This is a genomic window from Leucobacter sp. BZR 635 (assembly GCF_048061935.2).
Classification (GTDB): Bacteria; Actinomycetota; Actinomycetes; order Actinomycetales; family Microbacteriaceae; genus Leucobacter.
On sequence record NZ_JBLUNZ020000056.1, the window covers coordinates 1 to 18,431 of the forward strand.

Annotated in this window: 10 protein-coding genes and 3 rRNA genes; 12 read left to right on the top strand and 1 reads right to left on the bottom strand. The window is 63.5% G+C overall.

From position 1 onward, the window contains the following. Positions 1-250 precede the first annotated feature (250 nt). From ACI1US_RS11485 to ACI1US_RS11510, 6 genes are all read left to right on the top strand, one after another. Positions 251-1,773, top strand: a 16S ribosomal RNA gene (locus tag ACI1US_RS11485). A gap of 446 nt (positions 1,774-2,219) precedes the next feature. Then, positions 2,220-5,329 (top strand): 23S ribosomal RNA (locus ACI1US_RS11490). Between the two features lie 140 nt (positions 5,330-5,469). Further along, positions 5,470-5,586 (top strand): 5S ribosomal RNA (rrf, locus tag ACI1US_RS11495). The 16S, 23S and 5S rRNA genes sit together here, the layout of an rRNA operon. Before the next feature lie 129 nt (positions 5,587-5,715). Next, a complete protein-coding gene (locus tag ACI1US_RS11500) occupies positions 5,716-8,301 on the top strand; it encodes a tetratricopeptide repeat protein (protein WP_461640568.1) in 2,586 nt (861 codons plus the stop codon). Positions 8,302-8,305: 4 nt separating this feature from the next. Next, positions 8,306-9,343, top strand: a complete 1,038-nt coding sequence (locus ACI1US_RS11505) for an HAD-IIA family hydrolase (RefSeq protein WP_461640569.1) — start codon at positions 8,306-8,308, stop codon at positions 9,341-9,343. 52 nt (positions 9,344-9,395) lie between these two features. Further along, complete coding sequence (locus ACI1US_RS11510; RefSeq protein ID WP_461640570.1) at positions 9,396-10,013, top strand: PepSY domain-containing protein; 618 nt, start codon at positions 9,396-9,398, stop codon at positions 10,011-10,013. Between the two features lie 28 nt (positions 10,014-10,041). Here ACI1US_RS11510 and ACI1US_RS11515 read toward each other — a convergent pair whose 3' ends face one another. After that, positions 10,042-11,295, bottom strand: a complete 1,254-nt coding sequence (locus tag ACI1US_RS11515) for an Nramp family divalent metal transporter (protein WP_461640572.1) — start codon at positions 11,293-11,295, stop codon at positions 10,042-10,044. 97 nt (positions 11,296-11,392) lie between these two features. Here ACI1US_RS11515 and ACI1US_RS11520 point away from each other — a divergent pair, with 97 nt between their 5' ends. From ACI1US_RS11520 to ACI1US_RS11545, 6 genes are all read left to right on the top strand, one after another. Continuing rightward, positions 11,393-11,596: a hypothetical protein gene (locus ACI1US_RS11520; RefSeq protein ID WP_461640574.1), complete on the top strand. Its 204-nt coding sequence runs from the start codon at positions 11,393-11,395 to the stop codon at positions 11,594-11,596. 4 nt (positions 11,597-11,600) lie between these two features. Next, positions 11,601-12,449 (top strand): TlyA family RNA methyltransferase, encoded by an 849-nt coding sequence (locus ACI1US_RS11525; protein WP_416550132.1) that lies wholly within the window; start codon positions 11,601-11,603, stop codon positions 12,447-12,449. Beyond that, the gene (locus tag ACI1US_RS11530) at positions 12,446-13,531 is read left to right on the top strand and encodes an NAD kinase (protein WP_416550133.1); all 1,086 of its coding nucleotides are present in this window, start codon (positions 12,446-12,448) and stop codon (positions 13,529-13,531) included. The genes ACI1US_RS11525 and ACI1US_RS11530 overlap by 4 nt, the downstream gene beginning before the upstream one ends. Continuing rightward, complete coding sequence (recN, locus tag ACI1US_RS11535) at positions 13,528-15,213, top strand: DNA repair protein RecN (protein WP_416550134.1); 1,686 nt, start codon at positions 13,528-13,530, stop codon at positions 15,211-15,213. Before ACI1US_RS11530 ends, recN begins: the two co-directional genes overlap by 4 nt. A gap of 206 nt (positions 15,214-15,419) precedes the next feature. Then, positions 15,420-16,673 (top strand): AI-2E family transporter, encoded by a 1,254-nt coding sequence (locus tag ACI1US_RS11540; RefSeq protein ID WP_416550135.1) that lies wholly within the window; start codon positions 15,420-15,422, stop codon positions 16,671-16,673. A 45-nt stretch (positions 16,674-16,718) separates the two neighbouring features. Next, positions 16,719-18,413 carry a CTP synthase gene (locus ACI1US_RS11545; protein ID WP_416550136.1) on the top strand — a complete coding sequence of 565 codons (1,695 nt, stop codon included), beginning with the start codon at positions 16,719-16,721 and terminating at the stop codon, positions 18,411-18,413. The last annotated feature ends 18 nt before the right edge of the window (positions 18,414-18,431 follow it).

An 18,431-nucleotide genomic window follows, 5' to 3' on the forward strand; every position in this document is an offset into this window, starting at 1 on the left:
AGTTGCTCTTCGGAGGGTCTCTTGGTTGAGGCCGGTACGGTGGGTGTCTGGTTCTTGAGAACTCAATAGTGTGCACTTAAATTGTCAAATGCCAATTTATTATCCCCGGCATCAGGCCTTTTGGTTTGGTGTTGGAGATTCCTTTTTTGGATAACAAACGAAATTTCGTCAGTATTGATGAGTTTCTGTTGTCAGGTTAAACTCGCTCGCTTACACGGCTTATTCCGCGGTGTTGGTGGGCATGTAATTTTTTACGGAGAGTTTGATCCTGGCTCAGGACGAACGCTGGCGGCGTGCTTAACACATGCAAGTCGAACGATGAAGCCCAGCTTGCTGGGTGGAAGAGTGGCGAACGGGTGAGTAACACGTGAGTAACCTGCCCTGAACTCTGGGATAAGCACTGGAAACGGTGTCTAATACTGGATACGACCTATCACCGCATGGTGTGTAGGTGGAAAGATTTATCGGTTCTGGATGGACTCGCGGCCTATCAGCTAGATGGTGAGGTAATGGCTCACCATGGCGACGACGGGTAGCCGGCCTGAGAGGGTGACCGGCCACACTGGGACTGAGACACGGCCCAGACTCCTACGGGAGGCAGCAGTGGGGAATATTGCACAATGGGCGCAAGCCTGATGCAGCAACGCCGCGTGAGGGATGACGGCCTTCGGGTTGTAAACCTCTTTTAGTAGGGAAGAAGCGAAAGTGACGGTACCTGCAGAAAAAGCACCGGCTAACTACGTGCCAGCAGCCGCGGTAATACGTAGGGTGCAAGCGTTGTCCGGAATTATTGGGCGTAAAGAGCTCGTAGGCGGCTTGTCGCGTCTGCTGTGAAATCCCGGGGCTCAACCCCGGGCCTGCAGTGGGTACGGGCAAGCTAGAGTGCGGTAGGGGAGATTGGAATTCCTGGTGTAGCGGTGGAATGCGCAGATATCAGGAGGAACACCGATGGCGAAGGCAGATCTCTGGGCCGCTACTGACGCTGAGGAGCGAAAGCATGGGGAGCGAACAGGATTAGATACCCTGGTAGTCCATGCCGTAAACGTTGGGAACTAGATGTAGGGCCTGTTCCACGGGTTCTGTGTCGTAGCTAACGCATTAAGTTCCCCGCCTGGGGAGTACGGCCGCAAGGCTAAAACTCAAAGGAATTGACGGGGGCCCGCACAAGCGGCGGAGCATGCGGATTAATTCGATGCAACGCGAAGAACCTTACCAAGGCTTGACATAACCGAGAACGCTGTAGAGATACAGAACTCTTTGGACACTCGGTTACAGGTGGTGCATGGTTGTCGTCAGCTCGTGTCGTGAGATGTTCGGTTAAGTCCGGCAACGAGCGCAACCCTCGTCCTATGTTGCCAGCACGTAATGGTGGGAACTCATGGGATACTGCCGTGGTCAACACGGAGGAAGGTGGGGATGACGTCAAATCATCATGCCCCTTATGTCTTGGGCTTCACGCATGCTACAATGGCCGATACAAAGGGCTGCGATACCGCGAGGTGGAGCGAATCCCAAAAAGTCGGTCTCAGTTCGGATTGGGGTCTGCAACTCGACCCCATGAAGTCGGAGTCGCTAGTAATCGCAGATCAGCAACGCTGCGGTGAATACGTTCCCGGGCCTTGTACACACCGCCCGTCAAGTCATGAAAGTCGGTAACACCCGAAGCCGGTGGCCTAACCCTTGTGGAGGGAGCCGTCGAAGGTGGGACTGGTGATTAGGACTAAGTCGTAACAAGGTAGCCGTACCGGAAGGTGCGGCTGGATCACCTCCTTTCTAAGGAGCATCTGGCACCCAGCAATGGAGTGTCCAGGCGCCAGATCGAGACCGAATGTGTTTCGCTGGTTAGCTCATGGGTGGAACATTTGATGACGTAGATCATAGTGCGAGTGTTTGGACGTAGTACGCCGCTTTCGAGTGGTTGGAACGGTTCGGGCAGTTGTGTTGTGGTTTCTTTGAGTGCATACTGTTGGGTCCTGGAGACCCAGACCACCTGATTGCGGGAACGTGATTGTGGTGTCTGTGTTTCTTCAGCCCGCGTGTCTAGAACGTGTTGTCTAGATGGGTGGGATTGACCGTACGTTGAGAACTACACAGTGGACGCGAGCATCTTCGATACACGCACTTGATCAGCCTTTGGGTTGGTGGGTGTGTGTCTCATTGGTTCGTGTCATTGACCTTTCGGGGTTGGTGATGCGTTTCTAAATAATTTACTTATGTAATTTCAAGTTTCGAAGAGCAAACGGTGGATGCCTTGGCATCTGGAGCCGAAGAAGGACGTAGTAATCTGCGATAAGCCTCGGGGAGCCGATAAACGGGCCTTGATTCGAGGATTTCCGAATGGGGAAACCCCGCCAGCACGCATGCGTAGCTGGTGACTCCCGCCTGAATATATAGGGCGGGTAGAGGGAACGTGGGGAAGTGAAACATCTCAGTACCCACAGGAAGAGAAAACAACATGTGATTCCGGTAGTAGTGGCGAGCGAACCCGGAAGAGGCTAAACCGGTGGTGTGTGATACCTGGCAGGGGTTGCATCATCGGGGTTGTGGGACGTGACTGAAAGCGCTGCTGAGCTTTCGACGTGAATGATCAGGTTATAGGGGAACCGCTTGGAACGGCGGACCGGAGTGGGTGAGAGTCCCGTACCCGAAATGACCTGGCTGCGTGTGGCGTATCCCAAGTAGCACGGGGCCCGAGAAATCCCGTGTGAATCTGTCAGGACCACCTGATAAGCCTAAATACTCCCAGATGACCGATAGCGGACTAGTACCGTGAGGGAAAGGTGAAAAGTACCCCGGGAGGGGAGTGAAATAGTACCTGAAACCGTTTGCTTACAATCCGTTGGAGCAGCCTTGTAGCTGTGACAGCGTGCCTTTTGAAGAATGAGCCTGCGAGTTAGCGATATGTGGCGAGGTTAACCCGTGTGGGGAAGCCGTAGCGAAAGCGAGTCTGAATAGGGCGATTCAGTCGCATGTCCTAGACCCGAAGCGAAGTGATCTATCCATGGCCAGGCTGAAGCGCGTGTAAGAGCGCGTGGAGGGCCGAACCCACTTAGGTTGAAAACTGAGGGGATGAGCTGTGGATAGGGGTGAAAGGCCAATCAAACTTCGTGATAGCTGGTTCTCTCCGAAATGCATTTAGGTGCAGCGTTGCGTGTTTCTTGCCGGAGGTAGAGCTACTGGATGGCCGATGGGCCCTACAAGGTTACTGACGTCAGCTAAACTCCGAATGCCGGTAAGTGAGAGCGCAGCAGTGAGACTGTGGGGGATAAGCTTCATAGTCGAGAGGGAAACAACCCAGATCACCATCTAAGGTCCCAAAGCGCGTGCTAAGTGGAAAAGGATGTGGAGTTGCTGTGACAACCAGGAGGTTGGCTTAGAAGCAGCCACCCTTGAAAGAGTGCGTAATAGCTCACTGGTCAAGTGATTCCGCGCCGACAATGTAACGGGGCTCAAGCACGCCACCGAAGTTGTGGCATTCATATAACAGGTAGGCCTTCGTGGTCCAGCCGTATGGATGGGTAGGAGAGCGTCGTGTGGCGAGTGAAGCGGCGGTGTGAACCAGCCGTGGATGCCACACGAGTGAGAATGCAGGCATGAGTAGCGAAAGACGGGTGAGAAACCCGTCCTCCGGAAGACCAAGGGTTCCAGGGTCAAGCTAATCTTCCCTGGGTAAGTCGGGACCTAAGGCGAGGCCGACAGGCGTAGTCGATGGACAACGGGTTGATATTCCCGTACCGATTAGTAACCGTTCAAGACCTAAGCAGTAGTGCTAAGCAAACCAAAGCTTTACGGATCCTTCGGGTGATGTGGGGTGGCGGCTGCGAACCCGAACTGTGGTGGTGAGCGTGAGGTGTGACGCAGGAAGGTAGATGATCCCGGGCGATGGTTGTCCCGGGCTAAGCATGTAGCCCGAGTCGTTGGCAAATCCGCGACTCGTTGAAGGGTGAGATGCGATGGGGACCCGTATGGGGAAGTCATTGATCCTATGCTGCCAAGAAAAGCATCGACGTGAGGTTGCTAGTTGCCCGTACCCCAAACCGACACAGGTGGTCAGGTAGAGAATACTAAGGAGCTCGAGATAATTATGGTGAAGGAACTCGGCAAAATGCCCCCGTAACTTCGGGAGAAGGGGGGCCATCCGCCTATTAGGATTTACTCCGAAAGGGTGTGGTGGCCGCAGAGACCAGTGGGGAACGACTGTTTACTAAAAACACAGGTCCGTGCTAACACGCAAGTGGACGTATACGGACTGACGCCTGCCCGGTGCTGGAAGGTTAAGAGGAGCGGTTAGTGTCTTCGGACGCGAAGCTGTGAATTTAAGCCCCAGTAAACGGCGGTGGTAACTATAACCATCCTAAGGTAGCGAAATTCCTTGTCGGGTAAGTTCCGACCTGCACGAATGGCGTAACGATTCCCCAGCTGTCTCCACCATAAACTCGGCGAAATTGCAGTACGAGTAAAGATGCTCGTTACGCGCAGAAGGACGGAAAGACCCCGTGACCTTTACTACAGCTTGGTATTGGTGTTCGGTGTGGCTTGTGTAGGATAGGTGGGAGACTGTGAAGCTGGCACGCTAGTGTTGGTGGAGTCATTGTTGAAATACCACTCTGGTCATATTGGATATCTAACGACGAACCCTGATCGGGTTTTCGGACAGTGCCTGGTGGGTAGTTTAACTGGGGCGGTTGCCTCCTAAAAAGTAACGGAGGCGCCCAAAGGTTCCCTCAACCTGGTTGGCAATCAGGTGGCGAGTGTAAGTGCACAAGGGAGCTTGACTGTGAGACTGACAGGTCGAGCAGGGACGAAAGTCGGGACTAGTGATCCGGCAGTGGCTTGTGGAAGCGCTGTCGCTCAACGGATAAAAGGTACCTCGGGGATAACAGGCTGATCTTGCCCAAGAGTCCATATCGACGGCATGGTTTGGCACCTCGATGTCGGCTCGTCGCATCCTGGGGCTGGAGTCGGTCCCAAGGGTTGGGCTGTTCGCCCATTAAAGCGGTACGCGAGCTGGGTTTAGAACGTCGTGAGACAGTTCGGTCCCTATCCTCTGCGCGCGTTGGAAATTTGAGAGGATCTGACCCTAGTACGAGAGGACCGGGTTGGACGAACCTCTGGTGTGCCAGTTGTTCTGCCAAGGGCATGGCTGGTTGGCTACGTTCGGGATGGATAACCGCTGAAAGCATCTAAGCGGGAAGCCGGCCTCAAGATGAGATTTCCGTAGGGTTTAACCCTGTGAGGCTCCCAGTAGATTACTGGGTTGATAGGCCAGATGTGGAAGCGCGGTAACGTGTGGAGCTGACTGGTACTAATAAGCCGATGACTTGATTTTTTCCCTCCCTGTTTGGGTGGGGCATGAGTGAAGTGTTGTAACGATGTTCGCGTCTACTTTGTGGTTCTTGACGTACGGCCACAACCCCTGACACCCTGTGTGGCGTGTTTGATAGGTGGGTTGGGTTATGTCAATAGAGTTTCGGTGGTTATAGCGTCAGGGAAACGCCCGGTCACATTCCGAACCCGGAAGCTAAGGCTGACAGCGCCGATGGTACTGCGAGGGGGACCTCGTGGGAGAGTAGGACACCGCCGAACAACTTTTATAAGGGGTTGTTCAGATGAATTCGACCATGTTTGGTCAGTTCGTCTGAGCAGCCCCTTTTTTCATTTTGTACACTAAGAAGTACTGTCTCTCAGAGACAACAACCACATAGGGAGCACCATATGAACGACCGTAAGGACCGACCCGAGGATACCGGGCGACCCCGCCGTTCTGATGGTGATCGCCCCCGCAGCGGTGGATACGACCGCGCACCCCGCAATGACCGCAATGACCGCAACGAGCGGTCGGAGCGCAGCGATCGCAAGCCGTTCCGCGATGACCGCGGTGCACGCGGTGCAGAGCGCCCGTACCGTGGCGACCGACCCGCAGGCGGAGAGCGTGCTCCCTACCGCGGAGATCGCCAATCGGGTGGGGATCGCGCCCCGTTCCGCGGTGATCGCAGCGAGCGCACCGGGGGCGACCGTGCTCCGTACCGTGGTGGCGATCGGAACGATCGTTTCCAGGGCGGCGACAAGCCCCGCTCAGGTGGTTACGACCGGAACGATCGCGACCGCAAGCCGTTCCGCGACGACCGCCAGGGCGGCGGTGATCGCGCCCCGTACCGTGGTGGCGATCGGAACGATCGTTTCCAGGGCGGCGACAAGCCCCGCAGCGGTGGCTACGACCGGAACGACCGCGACCGCAAGCCGTTCCGCGACGACCGTGGCGGCCGCGACGAGCAGCGTCCATTCCGCGGTGACCGTCCAGCAGGCGGCGACCGTGCTCCGTACCGCGGTGATCGGAGCGAGCGCCCAGGTGGCGACCGTGCCCCGTTCCGCGGTGGCGACCGCAACGACCGCCAGGGCGGCGGGGATCGTGCCCCGTTCCGTGGCGGCGACCGCGATCGCAAGCCGTTCCGTGACGACCGTCAGGGCGGTGGCGACCGCGCCCCGTACCGCGGTGATCGCAGCGAGCGTCCCGCGGGCGACCGTGCCCCCTACCGTGGTGGCGATCGGAACGATCGATTCCAGGGCGGCGACAAGCCCCGCTCAGGTGGTTACGACCGGAACGATCGCGACCGTAAGCCGTTCCGCGATGACCGCCAGGGCGGCGGGGATCGTGCCCCGTTCCGTGGCGGCGATCGTGACCGTAAGCCGTTCCGTGACGACCGCCAGGGTGGTGGCGATCGCGCCCCGTACCGTGGTGGCGATCGCAACGACCGTTTCCAGGGCGGCGATAAGCCCCGCTCAGGTGGTTACGACCGGAACGATCGCGACCGTGCTCCGTACCGCGGTGATCGGAGCGAGCGCCCGGGTGGCGACCGTGCCCCGTTCCGCGGCGGCGACCGTAACGACCGCCAGGGCGGCGGGGATCGCGCCCCATACCGTGGCGATCGACAGGGCGGTGGAGACCGGAAGCCGTTCCGTGACGATCGTGGCGGACGCGACGACCGCCGTTCGGGTGGCGACCGTGCGCCCTACCGCGGCGACCGCCCCTCGGGCGACCGGCCGCCGTACCGCGGCGACCGTGAGACAGGTGGTGGCCGTCCCCCTTTTCGCGGTGACCGCGACGACCGCGGGTACCGTCAGGACACTGACTCCCGCGGCCGTGGCGGAACCCGTGGCGGCGGCCGCAGCGACCGCGGTGGCCAGGAGCGCGAGTTCACTGAGGAGGAGCGGCTGCAGCACTCGCTGCGTCCCGTACGCAGTGAGCACGACGACCCGATCATCGCGGAGCACATTCAGCCGAGCGACCTGCATCCCTCGGCCCGTAACGAGCTGAAGACGCTCCAGCCCGAGGTGCAGGAGCGTGTCTCGCTGCACCTCGCGATGGTTGCCGAGCTGATTGAGGACGATCCCGAGCTTGCGCACCAGCACGCGATCTCGGCGAGCCGCCGCGCGGGCCGGATTCCGGTGACGCGCGAGACGCTCGCGATGACCGCGTACCGCACCGGTGATTTCGCGCTCGCGATTCGCGAGCTGCGTACCTTCCGCCGTCTGAGCGGGCGGGACTCTCACCTGGCGATCATGGTGGACTCGGAGCGCGGTCTCGGCCGCCCCGAGAAGGCGATCGAGACGGGTCTCGAGGTCGACGTGTCGACGCTCGAAACGCCGGACCGTGTCCGCCTGGCCATCGCGATGTCGGGCGCGCGCCTCGACCTCGGTCAGACCCAGCAGGCGCTGTTCGAACTCGAGATCCCTGAGCTGGACCCGAAGACCGGCTTCTCCTGGAGCCCCGAGCTGTTCGGCGCATACGCGACCGTGCTTGAGGATCTCGGCCGTGACTCCGAAGCCGCCGAGTGGTTCGCTCACGCGGATCGCGCGCAGGCCGCGCTCGAGGAACACTTCGGTGGACTCGACGAGCTCGAGGTTATCGAGATTCTCGAGCACGAGGATCTCCACGAGGAGGAGCTCTCGGAAGCCGATCGCTACGCGGACGAGTACGACGAGTTCTCCGAGGCTCATCAGGCTGATGCTGATGCTGATGCTGATGCTGATGCTGATGCTGATGCTGGTGCTGCCGGCTCCGAAGCCGCAGCGGATACTGACACTGAGGCAGCGGCCGAAACTGAGGCAGCAGAGCTTCCCGCAGCAGCCGACGACACCGCAGCAGCCGACGACACTGACGCTGCCGACGAGACCGACGAAGCCGACGAGACCGACGAAGCCGACGAGACCGACGAAGCCGACGCGTACCTCGATGCGTACGTCGAGGCGGAGTCCGCAGAAGCAGAGACGCCCGAGACCGGGCAGGACGACAAGGAGTAGCTTGATGGCGCTGTTCGGTAGGCGTGAGAAGTTCGACCCGGCCCCCATCGAGGGGCGTGAGCTGCTGCTCACCGACCTCGACGGGGTGATCTACCGGGGCGAGGGCGCGATCGCGGGAGCGGTCGATGCACTGAATCTCGCCGCCGAACGGGTGCGCGTGGGCTATGTCACGAACAATGCCGCGCGCACCGACGCGACCGTTGCAGCCCATCTCACCTCGCTCGGCCTGCGTGCCGCGACTGAGGATGTCATCACCTCGCCGCAGGCAGCGGTAGCGCTGCTGCGCGAGGTGGTGCCCCCGGGCTCCCGAGTGCTCGTGGTCGGCGGCGAGGGGCTCACGCACGAGCTCGAGAAGGCCGGCTTCGAGTGGACGCGCAGCGCCGACGACAACCCGGTCGCGGTCGTGCAGGGCTTTGCCCAAGACGTGGGCTGGGAGCAGCTCGCGGAGGCCGCGTACGCGCTCCAGGAGGAGCCGGGCCGGCCACTCCTGCCGTGGATCGCGACGAACACTGACTGGACGATCCCGCGCGCTCGCGGCATCGCGCCAGGCAACGGAACGCTCGTGTCCGCCGTGCACACCGCGGTTCAGCGGCTGCCCGACTTCGCTGGTAAACCCGAGACGCCGATCTTCGAGGCCTCGTTTGAGCGTTTCGGTTCGCGTAACGCGCTGATGCTCGGTGACCGACTCGACACCGACATCAAGGGCGCGGTTGCGGCCGGGATCCCCTCGCTGTTCGTGCTCACCGGGGTGGATCGACCGAAGCAGCTCATCGCCGCCTCTGCCGAGATGCAGCCCACGTACACGGTTGCCTCCCTCGCTGAACTCCACGAGCCCTACCAGCGGGCGGAGACGCTTCGCGACGGCACTGTGCGAGTTGGAGCAGCGAAGGTGCGCATGGACGGGCACATCGTGAGCGTGGCCGCCGAGGGTGACACCCCAATGGAGCTGTTGCGCGCGGGCTGCGCCGCGATCTGGGCCTCGGGGCTCGCGATCTACGGCTTGAAGGTGCCCGAGATTCTCCTGGAGGATCACTGGCGCTAAGCCTGCTTTGTGTTTCGCTCTGTAGTCTCTAGGCAACAAACGAGGAGATGCCATGAGTAAGAGCGCACGACGAATCGCGGCAGCAGCGGCCATCGGCAGTGCGCTGCTCCTCACCGGCTGCTCGGTGGTGAAGCCGGTTCCGCCGGCCGATACGCAGCAACCGGCTGATCCCGCTCCCGGCGATCAGGGCGGCACGGGCTCCGGGCAGGGCACGCCACAGGGCACTGACCTCGCGGGCGCGACATTCGAGATGAGCTGGACTGACGCACTCGACGCGGCGGCCGAGCAGTTCGCCGGCGACCCGGTGTCGCTCGCGCTCGAGTGGAAGCGCTCCGGCTTCGCCTACACCGTCGAGTTGGTGAACGACACCGAGAGCTTTGAGGTGCGTTTCAACGCCGACACCGGTGAGCTGGTCGAGCAGCAGGCGGAGAAGGAATCGGCTTCCGATATCGCCGAGAAGCGGCTCGGGATCATCAAGCCCGACGAACTCATCGACCCCGCCGCTGCGATGGCCGCGGCCGTCGCTGCCGAGGCCGGCCCGGTCACCGAGTGGGAGATCGACGACGAGAACGGCCAGCTGACCTACGAGGTGCAGATCACCACCGGGACCGGCGATGCTGACGTGCGAGTCGACGCCCGCTCAGGCGAGATCCTGAAGGTCGATCGCTAGGCGCTCGCCCGCCGCGAGACGGGCGCTGCTACGCGCCCCAGACGATGGTTGAGAAGATGAGCCAGAGGTTCAGCGCAACGATCGCCAACACCACGAAGAGCGCGACATAGCGGAGCGGTTTTCCGTTCGTGAACTCACCCATCACATCCGCCCTGCCGGTGAGATTGATGAGCGGAATGAGCGCGAACGGGATCCCGAACGACAACACCACCTGGCTGAGCACGAGCGCCCATGTCGGGTCGATGTTGAAACCGAGCAGAATCAGCGCCGGGAGAATAGTGATGACCCGCCGGGTGAGGATCGACACCCGCACCTTCAGCAACCCCGCCATGATCTCCGCGCCCGCGTACGCGCCGACCGAGGTTGAGGCGAGGCCAGAGACGAGCAGACCGATCGCGAACAGCAGGCCGACAACCGGGCCGACGTGCGTAGTGATCGCCGCGGCGGCACCCTCGATGGTGTCTGTCCCGTCGATCCCGGGCAACGACGCGGCGGCGAGCAGCAGCATCGCAATGTTCACCCCTCCGGCGACGACGAGCGCGAGCACGACGTCGAGCTTCGTTGCGCGGAGCAGATGCCGGATGCGCTGCGCCCGGCCATCAACGTGGTCTTCGGGGGTGTGGCCGTGCCGATCCCGTGCGAGCGAGGAGTGGAGATAGATGGCGTGCGGCATCACCGTCGCCCCCAGCATGCTTGCCGCCAGCAGCACCGACTGCGTGTCAACGAAACGGGGAACCAGACCCGCGAACATAGCCCCCAGATCGAGCTCGCTCACGAACAGGCCGCCCACGAAACCGATCGTGATGATGAGCAGCATCGCCATAATCACCGCCTCGAACCGGCGCTGATACTTGCCCTGCAGCATGAGGATCAGCAGCGATACCAGCCCCACGATGACGCCTCCCGCGAGCAGCGGCACTCCGAACAAGATGTACAGCGCAATCGCCCCACCAATCACCTCGGCGAGGTCGGTTGCCGCCGCGACGATCTCGGCCTGTGCCCAGTACAGCCTGCGGTTTCTCGGGCGCAGACGCTCGCCGAGCAGCTGCGGCAGGCTCTTGCCCGTGACCAGCCCGAGCTTCGCCGACAGGTACTGCACGATGACCGCCATAGCGTTGGCTGCGACAAGCACCCAGAGCAGCGTGTAGCCGTACTTTGCTCCCGCCGACAGGTTCGCCGCAACATTGCCAGGGTCGACGTAGGCGATTGCAGCAACGAACGCGGGACCAAGGAGGTGGAGGAGTCTGCGTTCCGGGCGCGTCTTCACGCTGGGGGAGGTCATGCGACCATAGTAAGTACGGAAAGCCGCACAATCAAGTTCGACCAATCGAACATGCAGATTCTGGCGGGTGTCAGAGGCCTGCGGCTAAGCTTGGGGCATGGAACGCGACGCAGAAAACGGGCAGACGCCCCACGCAGAGCAGTCGCGTGAGCCAGCCCCAGAACTCGGCGGAAGCGACGGCCTGCTCGACAAGCTCGGACTTATCGAATCGCAGCCGCTCGACCAGCGCGCCCGTGGCTTTGAACAGCTCCACGACGAGCTCCTCCAAGAGCTCCAGCGCAGTGATCAGGACGGGGTATAGCCCGGTGCAGGTTGCAGATCACTGGGCCGGGGCCGCTGAACGTCTCGACCGCGCCCTTGTCGAACTCGGCCTCGTGCGCTCACGCAGCCGCGCGGCCGAACTTATCGCCGCAGGCAGCGTCGACATCGACGGCAACCCCGCGGGCAAGCCCGGCGCTCGCGTGCGCGAGGGATCCCTCGTGACCGTGCGCGGCGACGACCACTACGTGAGCCGCGGTGCCCACAAACTCCTCGCTGCCCTCGACCGCTTCGGCATCGACCCTGGCGGCAGGCTCGCGCTCGACCTGGGGGCCTCCACCGGGGGCTTCACCCAGGTGCTGCTCGAACGCGGCGCGCGCGAAGTGCTCGCGGTCGACGTCGGCCACGACCAACTCGCCCCCGAGCTGCGCGCGGACGACCGTGTGCGCGTTGTCGAGGGCTGCAACGCCCGAGCGCTCGACGCCGAGGTCTTGGCCAGGCTCACCGGAGTCGACGAACGCCCGACGCTCGTCGTCGCAGACCTGTCGTTCATCTCGCTCACCCTGATCCTCCCCGCAATCACCCGCTGCACGGGCGAAGGCGCTGATCTCGCGCTGCTCATCAAACCGCAGTTCGAGGTCGGCCGCGTGCGCGACGGGATCGTCACCGACCCGGCGCAGTGGGCCAGCGCGATCGACAAGGTGCTCGCAGCTGCCGCGGCGAACGAGCTCCGGGTGCTCGGCCTCGAACCGTCGCCAATCGCGGGCGGCGAGGGCAACCGAGAGTTTCTCGTGCATCTCGTGCGCGGCGTCCCCGCCGATCCGAGAGAATGGGAAGCGCGCATACGCGAAGTCTGCGCCACAGTTCGCGAGGGCGAAGAAGGAGGCCGTGAGTGAGTGCTTCGACTGGAGAGCGGTGCATGCTCATCGTCTCCCACACCTACCGGGCCGAGGCGATCGAGGCGACCGCCGCCGTGGTTGACGCACTGCTCGCCGCCGGCGTCGTACCGGTGCTCAGCGCCGACGACCACGCCGCCTTCGCCCCACACGTCGACCTGAAGCGCACCGCCGTGCTCAGCGACGACGTTCCCCTCGACAAGCTCGAAGCCGCGATCGTGCTCGGCGGCGACGGCACGATCCTCCGCGCCGCCGAAATGCTGCGCGGCTCGGCCTGCCCGATCGCGGGCGTCAACCTCGGGCACGTCGGCTTCCTCGCCGAGATGGAGAGCTTCGATCTCGGCTTCACCGTCGAACAGGTGCTCGCCGGCAACTACACCGTCGACGAGCGACTCACCCTCGAGGTGCGCGCCGAGCTCGACGGCGAAGTGCTCGCGGAGACCTGGGCACTCAACGAGGCCACCGTCGAGAAGCGGCGGCGCATGCTCGAGGTCGCCGTCGGAATCGACGACCATCCGGTTTCAGTCTTCGCCTGCGACGGCGTCGTTCTCGCGACGCCCACCGGCTCGACCGCCTACGCATTCTCCGCGGGCGGGCCCATCGTCTGGCCGTCTGTGCAGGCGCTCCTCATGGTGCCGATCGCGGCGCACGCCCTCTTCAACAAGCCGCTCGTTACGGGCCCCGACTCGGAGCTCACGGTGCGGATCCTGCCCGAAAACATCGGCCCCGGCGTGATGTGGTGCGACGGTCGTCGCCGCACCGAACTGCCAGCGGGTTCCGTCGTGACCGTGCGCCGGTCGCCGGAGACGGTGCGGATCGCGCGCCTCGACGAGGCCCCCTTCTCCGAGCGCCTCGTGCGCAAGTTCGACCTGCCCGTCACCGGCTGGCGCGGAGACCGCAACGGCAACGGCAGCCGCAACGGGAACGGCGGACGCAACGGGAACGGCAACGGCTTTGGTCTGGCGAACGGTCTCGGTAGCGGCCTGCGCAATGGCCTTGGCAGCGGCCCGGACGGTGGCGACGGCAACGGCGATCGCTCCGGCCACAGTGCGCCTGGCCTTGAAGGAGGCGACGCCGAATGATCGAAGAGCTCCACATCAAAGACCTCGGCGTCATCGCCGACTCGACGCTGCCGCTCGGCCCCGGCTTCACCGCCATCACCGGCGAGACCGGAGCGGGTAAGACCATGGTCGTCAGCGCCCTCGGTCTGCTCATGGGTGAGCGCTCCGATGCGGGGGCCGTGCGCGTCGGCGCGACGCAGGCACGCGTGAGCGGCATCGTGCACAGCCGCGACGCAGCCGTGGCCGCGATCGTCGACGAGCTCGGCGGCGAAATCGAGGACGGCGAACTCATCATGAGCCGCACCGTGTCCGCTGAGGGGCGCAGCCGCGCATCAGTGGGCGGCACGAGCGCCCCCGTCGGCGCGCTCGGCAGGCTCTCCGAGCGCCTCTTCGCTGTACACGGGCAGTCCGAGCAGCTCAGGCTGAAGTCGCAGACTGCGCAGCGTGACACCCTCGACAGGTTCGGCGGGGCAGCGCTCGCCGCGACCCTCCGCGAATACCGCGAGGCGCACGCAGCCCGCGCCGAAGCAGAGCAGCGCTTCCAGACGCTCACCGAAACCCGAGACTCCCGCGCAGCCGAAGTAGTGAGGCTCCGGGGTGAACTCGAGGAGATCACCGCGGTCGATCCCGTCGCAGGCGAAGAGACCGAGCTCACCGCACGCATCGAACTCCTCGCAAACGTCGAGGGGCTCAGGGCTGCGGCCGTCGGTGCCGGGGAAGCGCTCGCGAGCGAGTCAGACGATCCGATGCAGCGAGACGCCGGCGGCCTCGTCGACATCGCCGTGCAAGACCTCGAGCGGGTCTCGAGCCTCGACCCCCGAATCGCCGTCATCGTCGAACAACTGCGCTCCGTGAGCTTCCAGATCGCCGACGCCGCCAAGGAGCTCGCCGCATACGCGAGCGACCTCGACGAGGAGGGCCCGGGCGAGCTCGCCCGCGCAAACGACCGACTCGCGGCGCTCTCCGGCCTGTTCCGCTACTACGGGGCAAGCACCGAAGACGTGCTCGCGCACGCTGACGCAGCCTCCGCGCAGCTACTCGCTCTCGACGGCGACGATGAGGCCCTCGAGGGCCTTGAAGCACGCGTCACCGAGCTCCGAGAGCAGGAGCAAGCGCTCGCCGCAGCCCTCACCGCGCTGCGCGAGTCGGCGGCCGAGCGACTCGGCGAGGCGGTGAGCCTTGAACTGCGCGAGCTCGCGCTACCCGACGCCCGCTTCGTCGCGACAGTCTCTCCGCTTGACGCGCCCGGTGGCGCCGGCGCAGACGAGATCCAATTTCTGCTCGCCCCGCACCCCGGCGCGACGCCCCGGCCGATCGCGAAGAGCGCCTCGGGCGGTGAGCTCTCGCGGGTGATGCTCGCGCTCGAGGTCGTGCTCGCTGGAGCCGACCCGGTGCCGACCTTCGTGTTTGACGAGGTCGACGCAGGCGTCGGCGGCGCCGCGGCCATCGAGATCGGGCGGCGGCTGCGACAACTCTCGAAGACATCGCAGGTCATTGTCGTCACCCACCTCGCCCAGGTCGCCGCGTTTGCGACGAACCACCTGCGCGTGGTGAAGGACTCAAGCGGCGGCTTCACCCAGTCGAGCTGTGTCGCGCTCGAGGGCGACGCGCGGCTCGCTGAGATGGCGCGGCTGCTCTCGGGGCTCGACACCTCCGAGAGCGCCCTCGACCACGCAGCGGAGCTCTTGGAGCTCGGTAAGTAGGGCCCGCCGCCCGCCGCTCGCTGCTCCGCCGGCAACTCCTGGTCAGTTGTGACCGCCGCGGCGGCGTGTCGGCAGGGCTTCGTGGCGCAAACTGACCAGCAGCTGCGCGCCAGAGCGATTCGAGCCGTAGCCCGCGGCGATTCCAATGCCCGCAGCGCACCACCAAAGCCTCGCCCTAAGTCACTGGCCGCTGCTACGCTCACTGCATGGCAATATTCAAGTCCATAGGCTTCGGAAAGAAGCCCCAGGTAGCAGCGTCGAGCGCGCCCGTCGAAGCGCAGCCAGACGAGCACAAACTCGTGCTCCACGCTGACACAAAACTCATGGACGCGGATGTGCGCGAGATGTACCGCGACGCGCAAGAGGCGGCGCTCGACGCGAAAGACGAGGCGCGCGAGAAGAGGCAGCGTGAATTCGCAGTCAAGCAGCCCTTCGCGCTCGGCTTCACGGTGACGCTCGGCGTGCTCGTCGCCGTCGTGTTCGGCCAGATGATTGGTCAGCTCTCGACGATCCTCATGTACGTGGTCGCCGCGCTCTTCATCGCGCTCGGCCTCGACCCGGTGGTGCGCTGGCTCGAGCGGCACGGACTCAAACGCGGGCTCGGCATCGGCGTTGTGTTCGCGGGCTTCATTCTCGTTATCGGCGGCATCCTCGCGATCGTCATCCCGATGATCGGCAACCAGGTTGCACAGCTCGTGTCGAGCGCACCGGAGATCGTGCGCAACCTCACGAGCGAGCAGTGGTACAAGGACATCAACGAGCGCTTTGGTGACTTCGTTGACTTCAACGCGCTGCTCACGATGGGCCAGGATTTCATCGGGAAGCCCTCGAACTGGGCCTCGGTGGCAGGCGGCGTCTGGCAGGCCGGCATCGGCATCGCAAATGGCCTGACGGCGACGCTCATCGTGTTGATCCTCTCGCTGTACTTCCTCTCCTCGCTGCGCACCATCAAGCGCGGCTTCTACTCGGTGGTGCCGCGTTCGGGCCGCGCGAAGGTCATCGACATCACCGAGCAGGTGACGAAGTCGGTCGGTGGCTACGTGAACGGCATGGTCGTGCTCGCGCTCGTCAACGCGACGCTCGGCTTCATCATGATGACGGTCGTCGGTGTCCCGTTCGCGGGCCTCGTCGCCGTCGGTGTGTTCATGCTCGCGCTGATCCCGCTCATCGGTTCGGTGCTTGCCACCGTGCTCGTGACGGCGATCGCGCTGTTCAACTCGCCGCTCACCGCGCTCATCGCGGCGATCTACTACCTCATCTACATGCAGCTTGAGTCGTACCTGCTGACGCCGCGCATCATGAACCGCGTTGTCTCAGTTCCCGGGTCGCTCGTCGTGATCGGTGCGCTCGCGGGCGGTACGCTGCTCGGGCTGCTCGGTGCGCTCATCGCGATCCCGGTCACGGCCGCGGTGCTCATGATTATTAAACAGGTGTGGATCCCTCGCCAGGACGCCCGCTAGAGTCGCGCAGCGAAAGCAGCGCCAGAGGTGATAGGATCGAAGCCCGTGGGAGCAAACGCGGATCAGACCAAAACAACCAAGCACATCTTCGTGACCGGTGGGGTTGTTTCCTCACTCGGCAAGGGGCTGACAGCCGCGAGTCTCGGTAATCTTCTTACCGCACGCGGCCTGCATGTCGTCATGCAGAAGCTCGACCCCTACCTGAACGTCGACCCGGGCACAATGAACCCGTTCGAGCACGGCGAGGTCTTCGTGACCGATGACGGCGCCGAGACGGATCTCGATATCGGGCACTACGAGCGGTTCCTCGGAATCAACCTCTCGCAGGCCGCGAACGTGACGACCGGGCAGATCTATTCTGAGGTTATTCAGAAGGAGCGCCGCGGCGACTACCTCGGCGCGACTGTGCAGGTCATCCCGCACATCACGAACGAGATCAAGCGCCGCATGCGGCTGCAGTCCGAGCAGGAGCCGCAGCCCGACGTCATCATCACCGAGATCGGTGGCACGGTTGGCGATATCGAGTCGCAGCCGTTCCTCGAGGCGGCACGCCAGGTGCGCCACGAGCTCGGCCGCAAGAACGTGATCTTCGTGCACGTCTCGCTGGTTCCCTTCATGGGTGCCTCGGGCGAGCAGAAGACGAAGCCGACGCAGCACTCGGTCGCGCAGCTGCGCTCGATCGGCATCCAGCCGGACGCACTCGTGCTCCGCTCGGATCGCCCGGTCACCGGCGATAACCTCCGCAAGATCGCGCTCATGTGCGATGTTGAAGAGAGCGCCGTCGTGAACGCGATCGACGTGAAGAGCATCTACGACCTGCCGCAGCTGCTGAACACGCAGGGCCTCGACCAGACCATCGTCGACCACCTGCAGCTCACCGAGCGCGTCACCGACGTCGACTGGACCGGCTGGCGGCCCGTGCTCGACGCCGTGCACAACCCGAAGGGTGAGGTCACGATCGGCCTCGTCGGCAAGTACATCGACCTGCCCGACGCCTACCTCTCGGTCACCGAGGCACTGCGGGCCGGCGGCTTCGCACACTCCACCAAGGTGAACATCGAGTGGATCCCGTCAGACGCCTGCGAGACACCCGAGGGTGCCCGTGAGCAGCTGTCGCACCTGCACGGCATTCTCGTGCCGGGCGGCTTCGGCATCCGCGGCATCGAAGGCAAGCTTGGCGCGCTCCGCTTCGCACGCGAGAACGGTATCCCGACGCTCGGCATCTGCCTCGGCATGCAGTGCATGGTCATCGAGTACGCGCGCAACGTCGCCGGGCTCGAGGGCGCATCCTCGACCGAGTTCGATCCTGAGACGAAGGTCCCCGTCATCGCGACGATGGCCGAGCAGGTCGACATCTTGGACGGCGGCGACCTCGGCGGCACGATGCGTCTGGGCCTGTACGAGGCGAAGCTTGCCGAGGGATCCCTCGCAGCCGAGGTGTACGGCGACACGACCGCGAGCGAGCGTCACCGTCACCGCTACGAGGTGAACAACGCCTACCGCGACGAGATCGCGGCCGCAGGGCTCTCGTTCTCGGGCCTGAGCCCCGACGGCAGTCTCGTCGAGTACGTCGAGCTGCCCCGCACGGCGCACCCGTACTACATCGCCACCCAGGCGCACCCCGAGCTGCGTTCGCGCCCCGGCAAGCCCCACCCGCTGTTCGCAGGCCTCGCAGGCGCTGCGATCGAGCGGCGCGAGGCTGCCAGCCTGTTCGAGGTTGAGGAAGCCGCGGGGGAGTAACCCGTGACACACACGACC

Bases quoted from the DNA above. Each gene is read 5' to 3' on its own strand.
- ACI1US_RS11500 (WP_461640568.1), top strand. From the start codon at position 5,716: ATGAACGACCGTAAGGACCGACCCGAGGATACCGGGCGACCCCGCCGT.
- ACI1US_RS11505 (WP_461640569.1), top strand. From the start codon at position 8,306: ATGGCGCTGTTCGGTAGGCGTGAGAAGTTCGACCCGGCCCCCATCGAG.
- ACI1US_RS11510 (WP_461640570.1), top strand. From the start codon at position 9,396: ATGAGTAAGAGCGCACGACGAATCGCGGCAGCAGCGGCCATCGGCAGT.
- ACI1US_RS11515 (WP_461640572.1), bottom strand. From the start codon at position 11,295: ATGACCTCCCCCAGCGTGAAGACGCGCCCGGAACGCAGACTCCTCCAC.
- ACI1US_RS11520 (WP_461640574.1), top strand. From the start codon at position 11,393: ATGGAACGCGACGCAGAAAACGGGCAGACGCCCCACGCAGAGCAGTCG.
- recN (WP_416550134.1), top strand. From the start codon at position 13,528: ATGATCGAAGAGCTCCACATCAAAGACCTCGGCGTCATCGCCGACTCG.
- ACI1US_RS11540 (WP_416550135.1), top strand. From the start codon at position 15,420: ATGGCAATATTCAAGTCCATAGGCTTCGGAAAGAAGCCCCAGGTAGCA.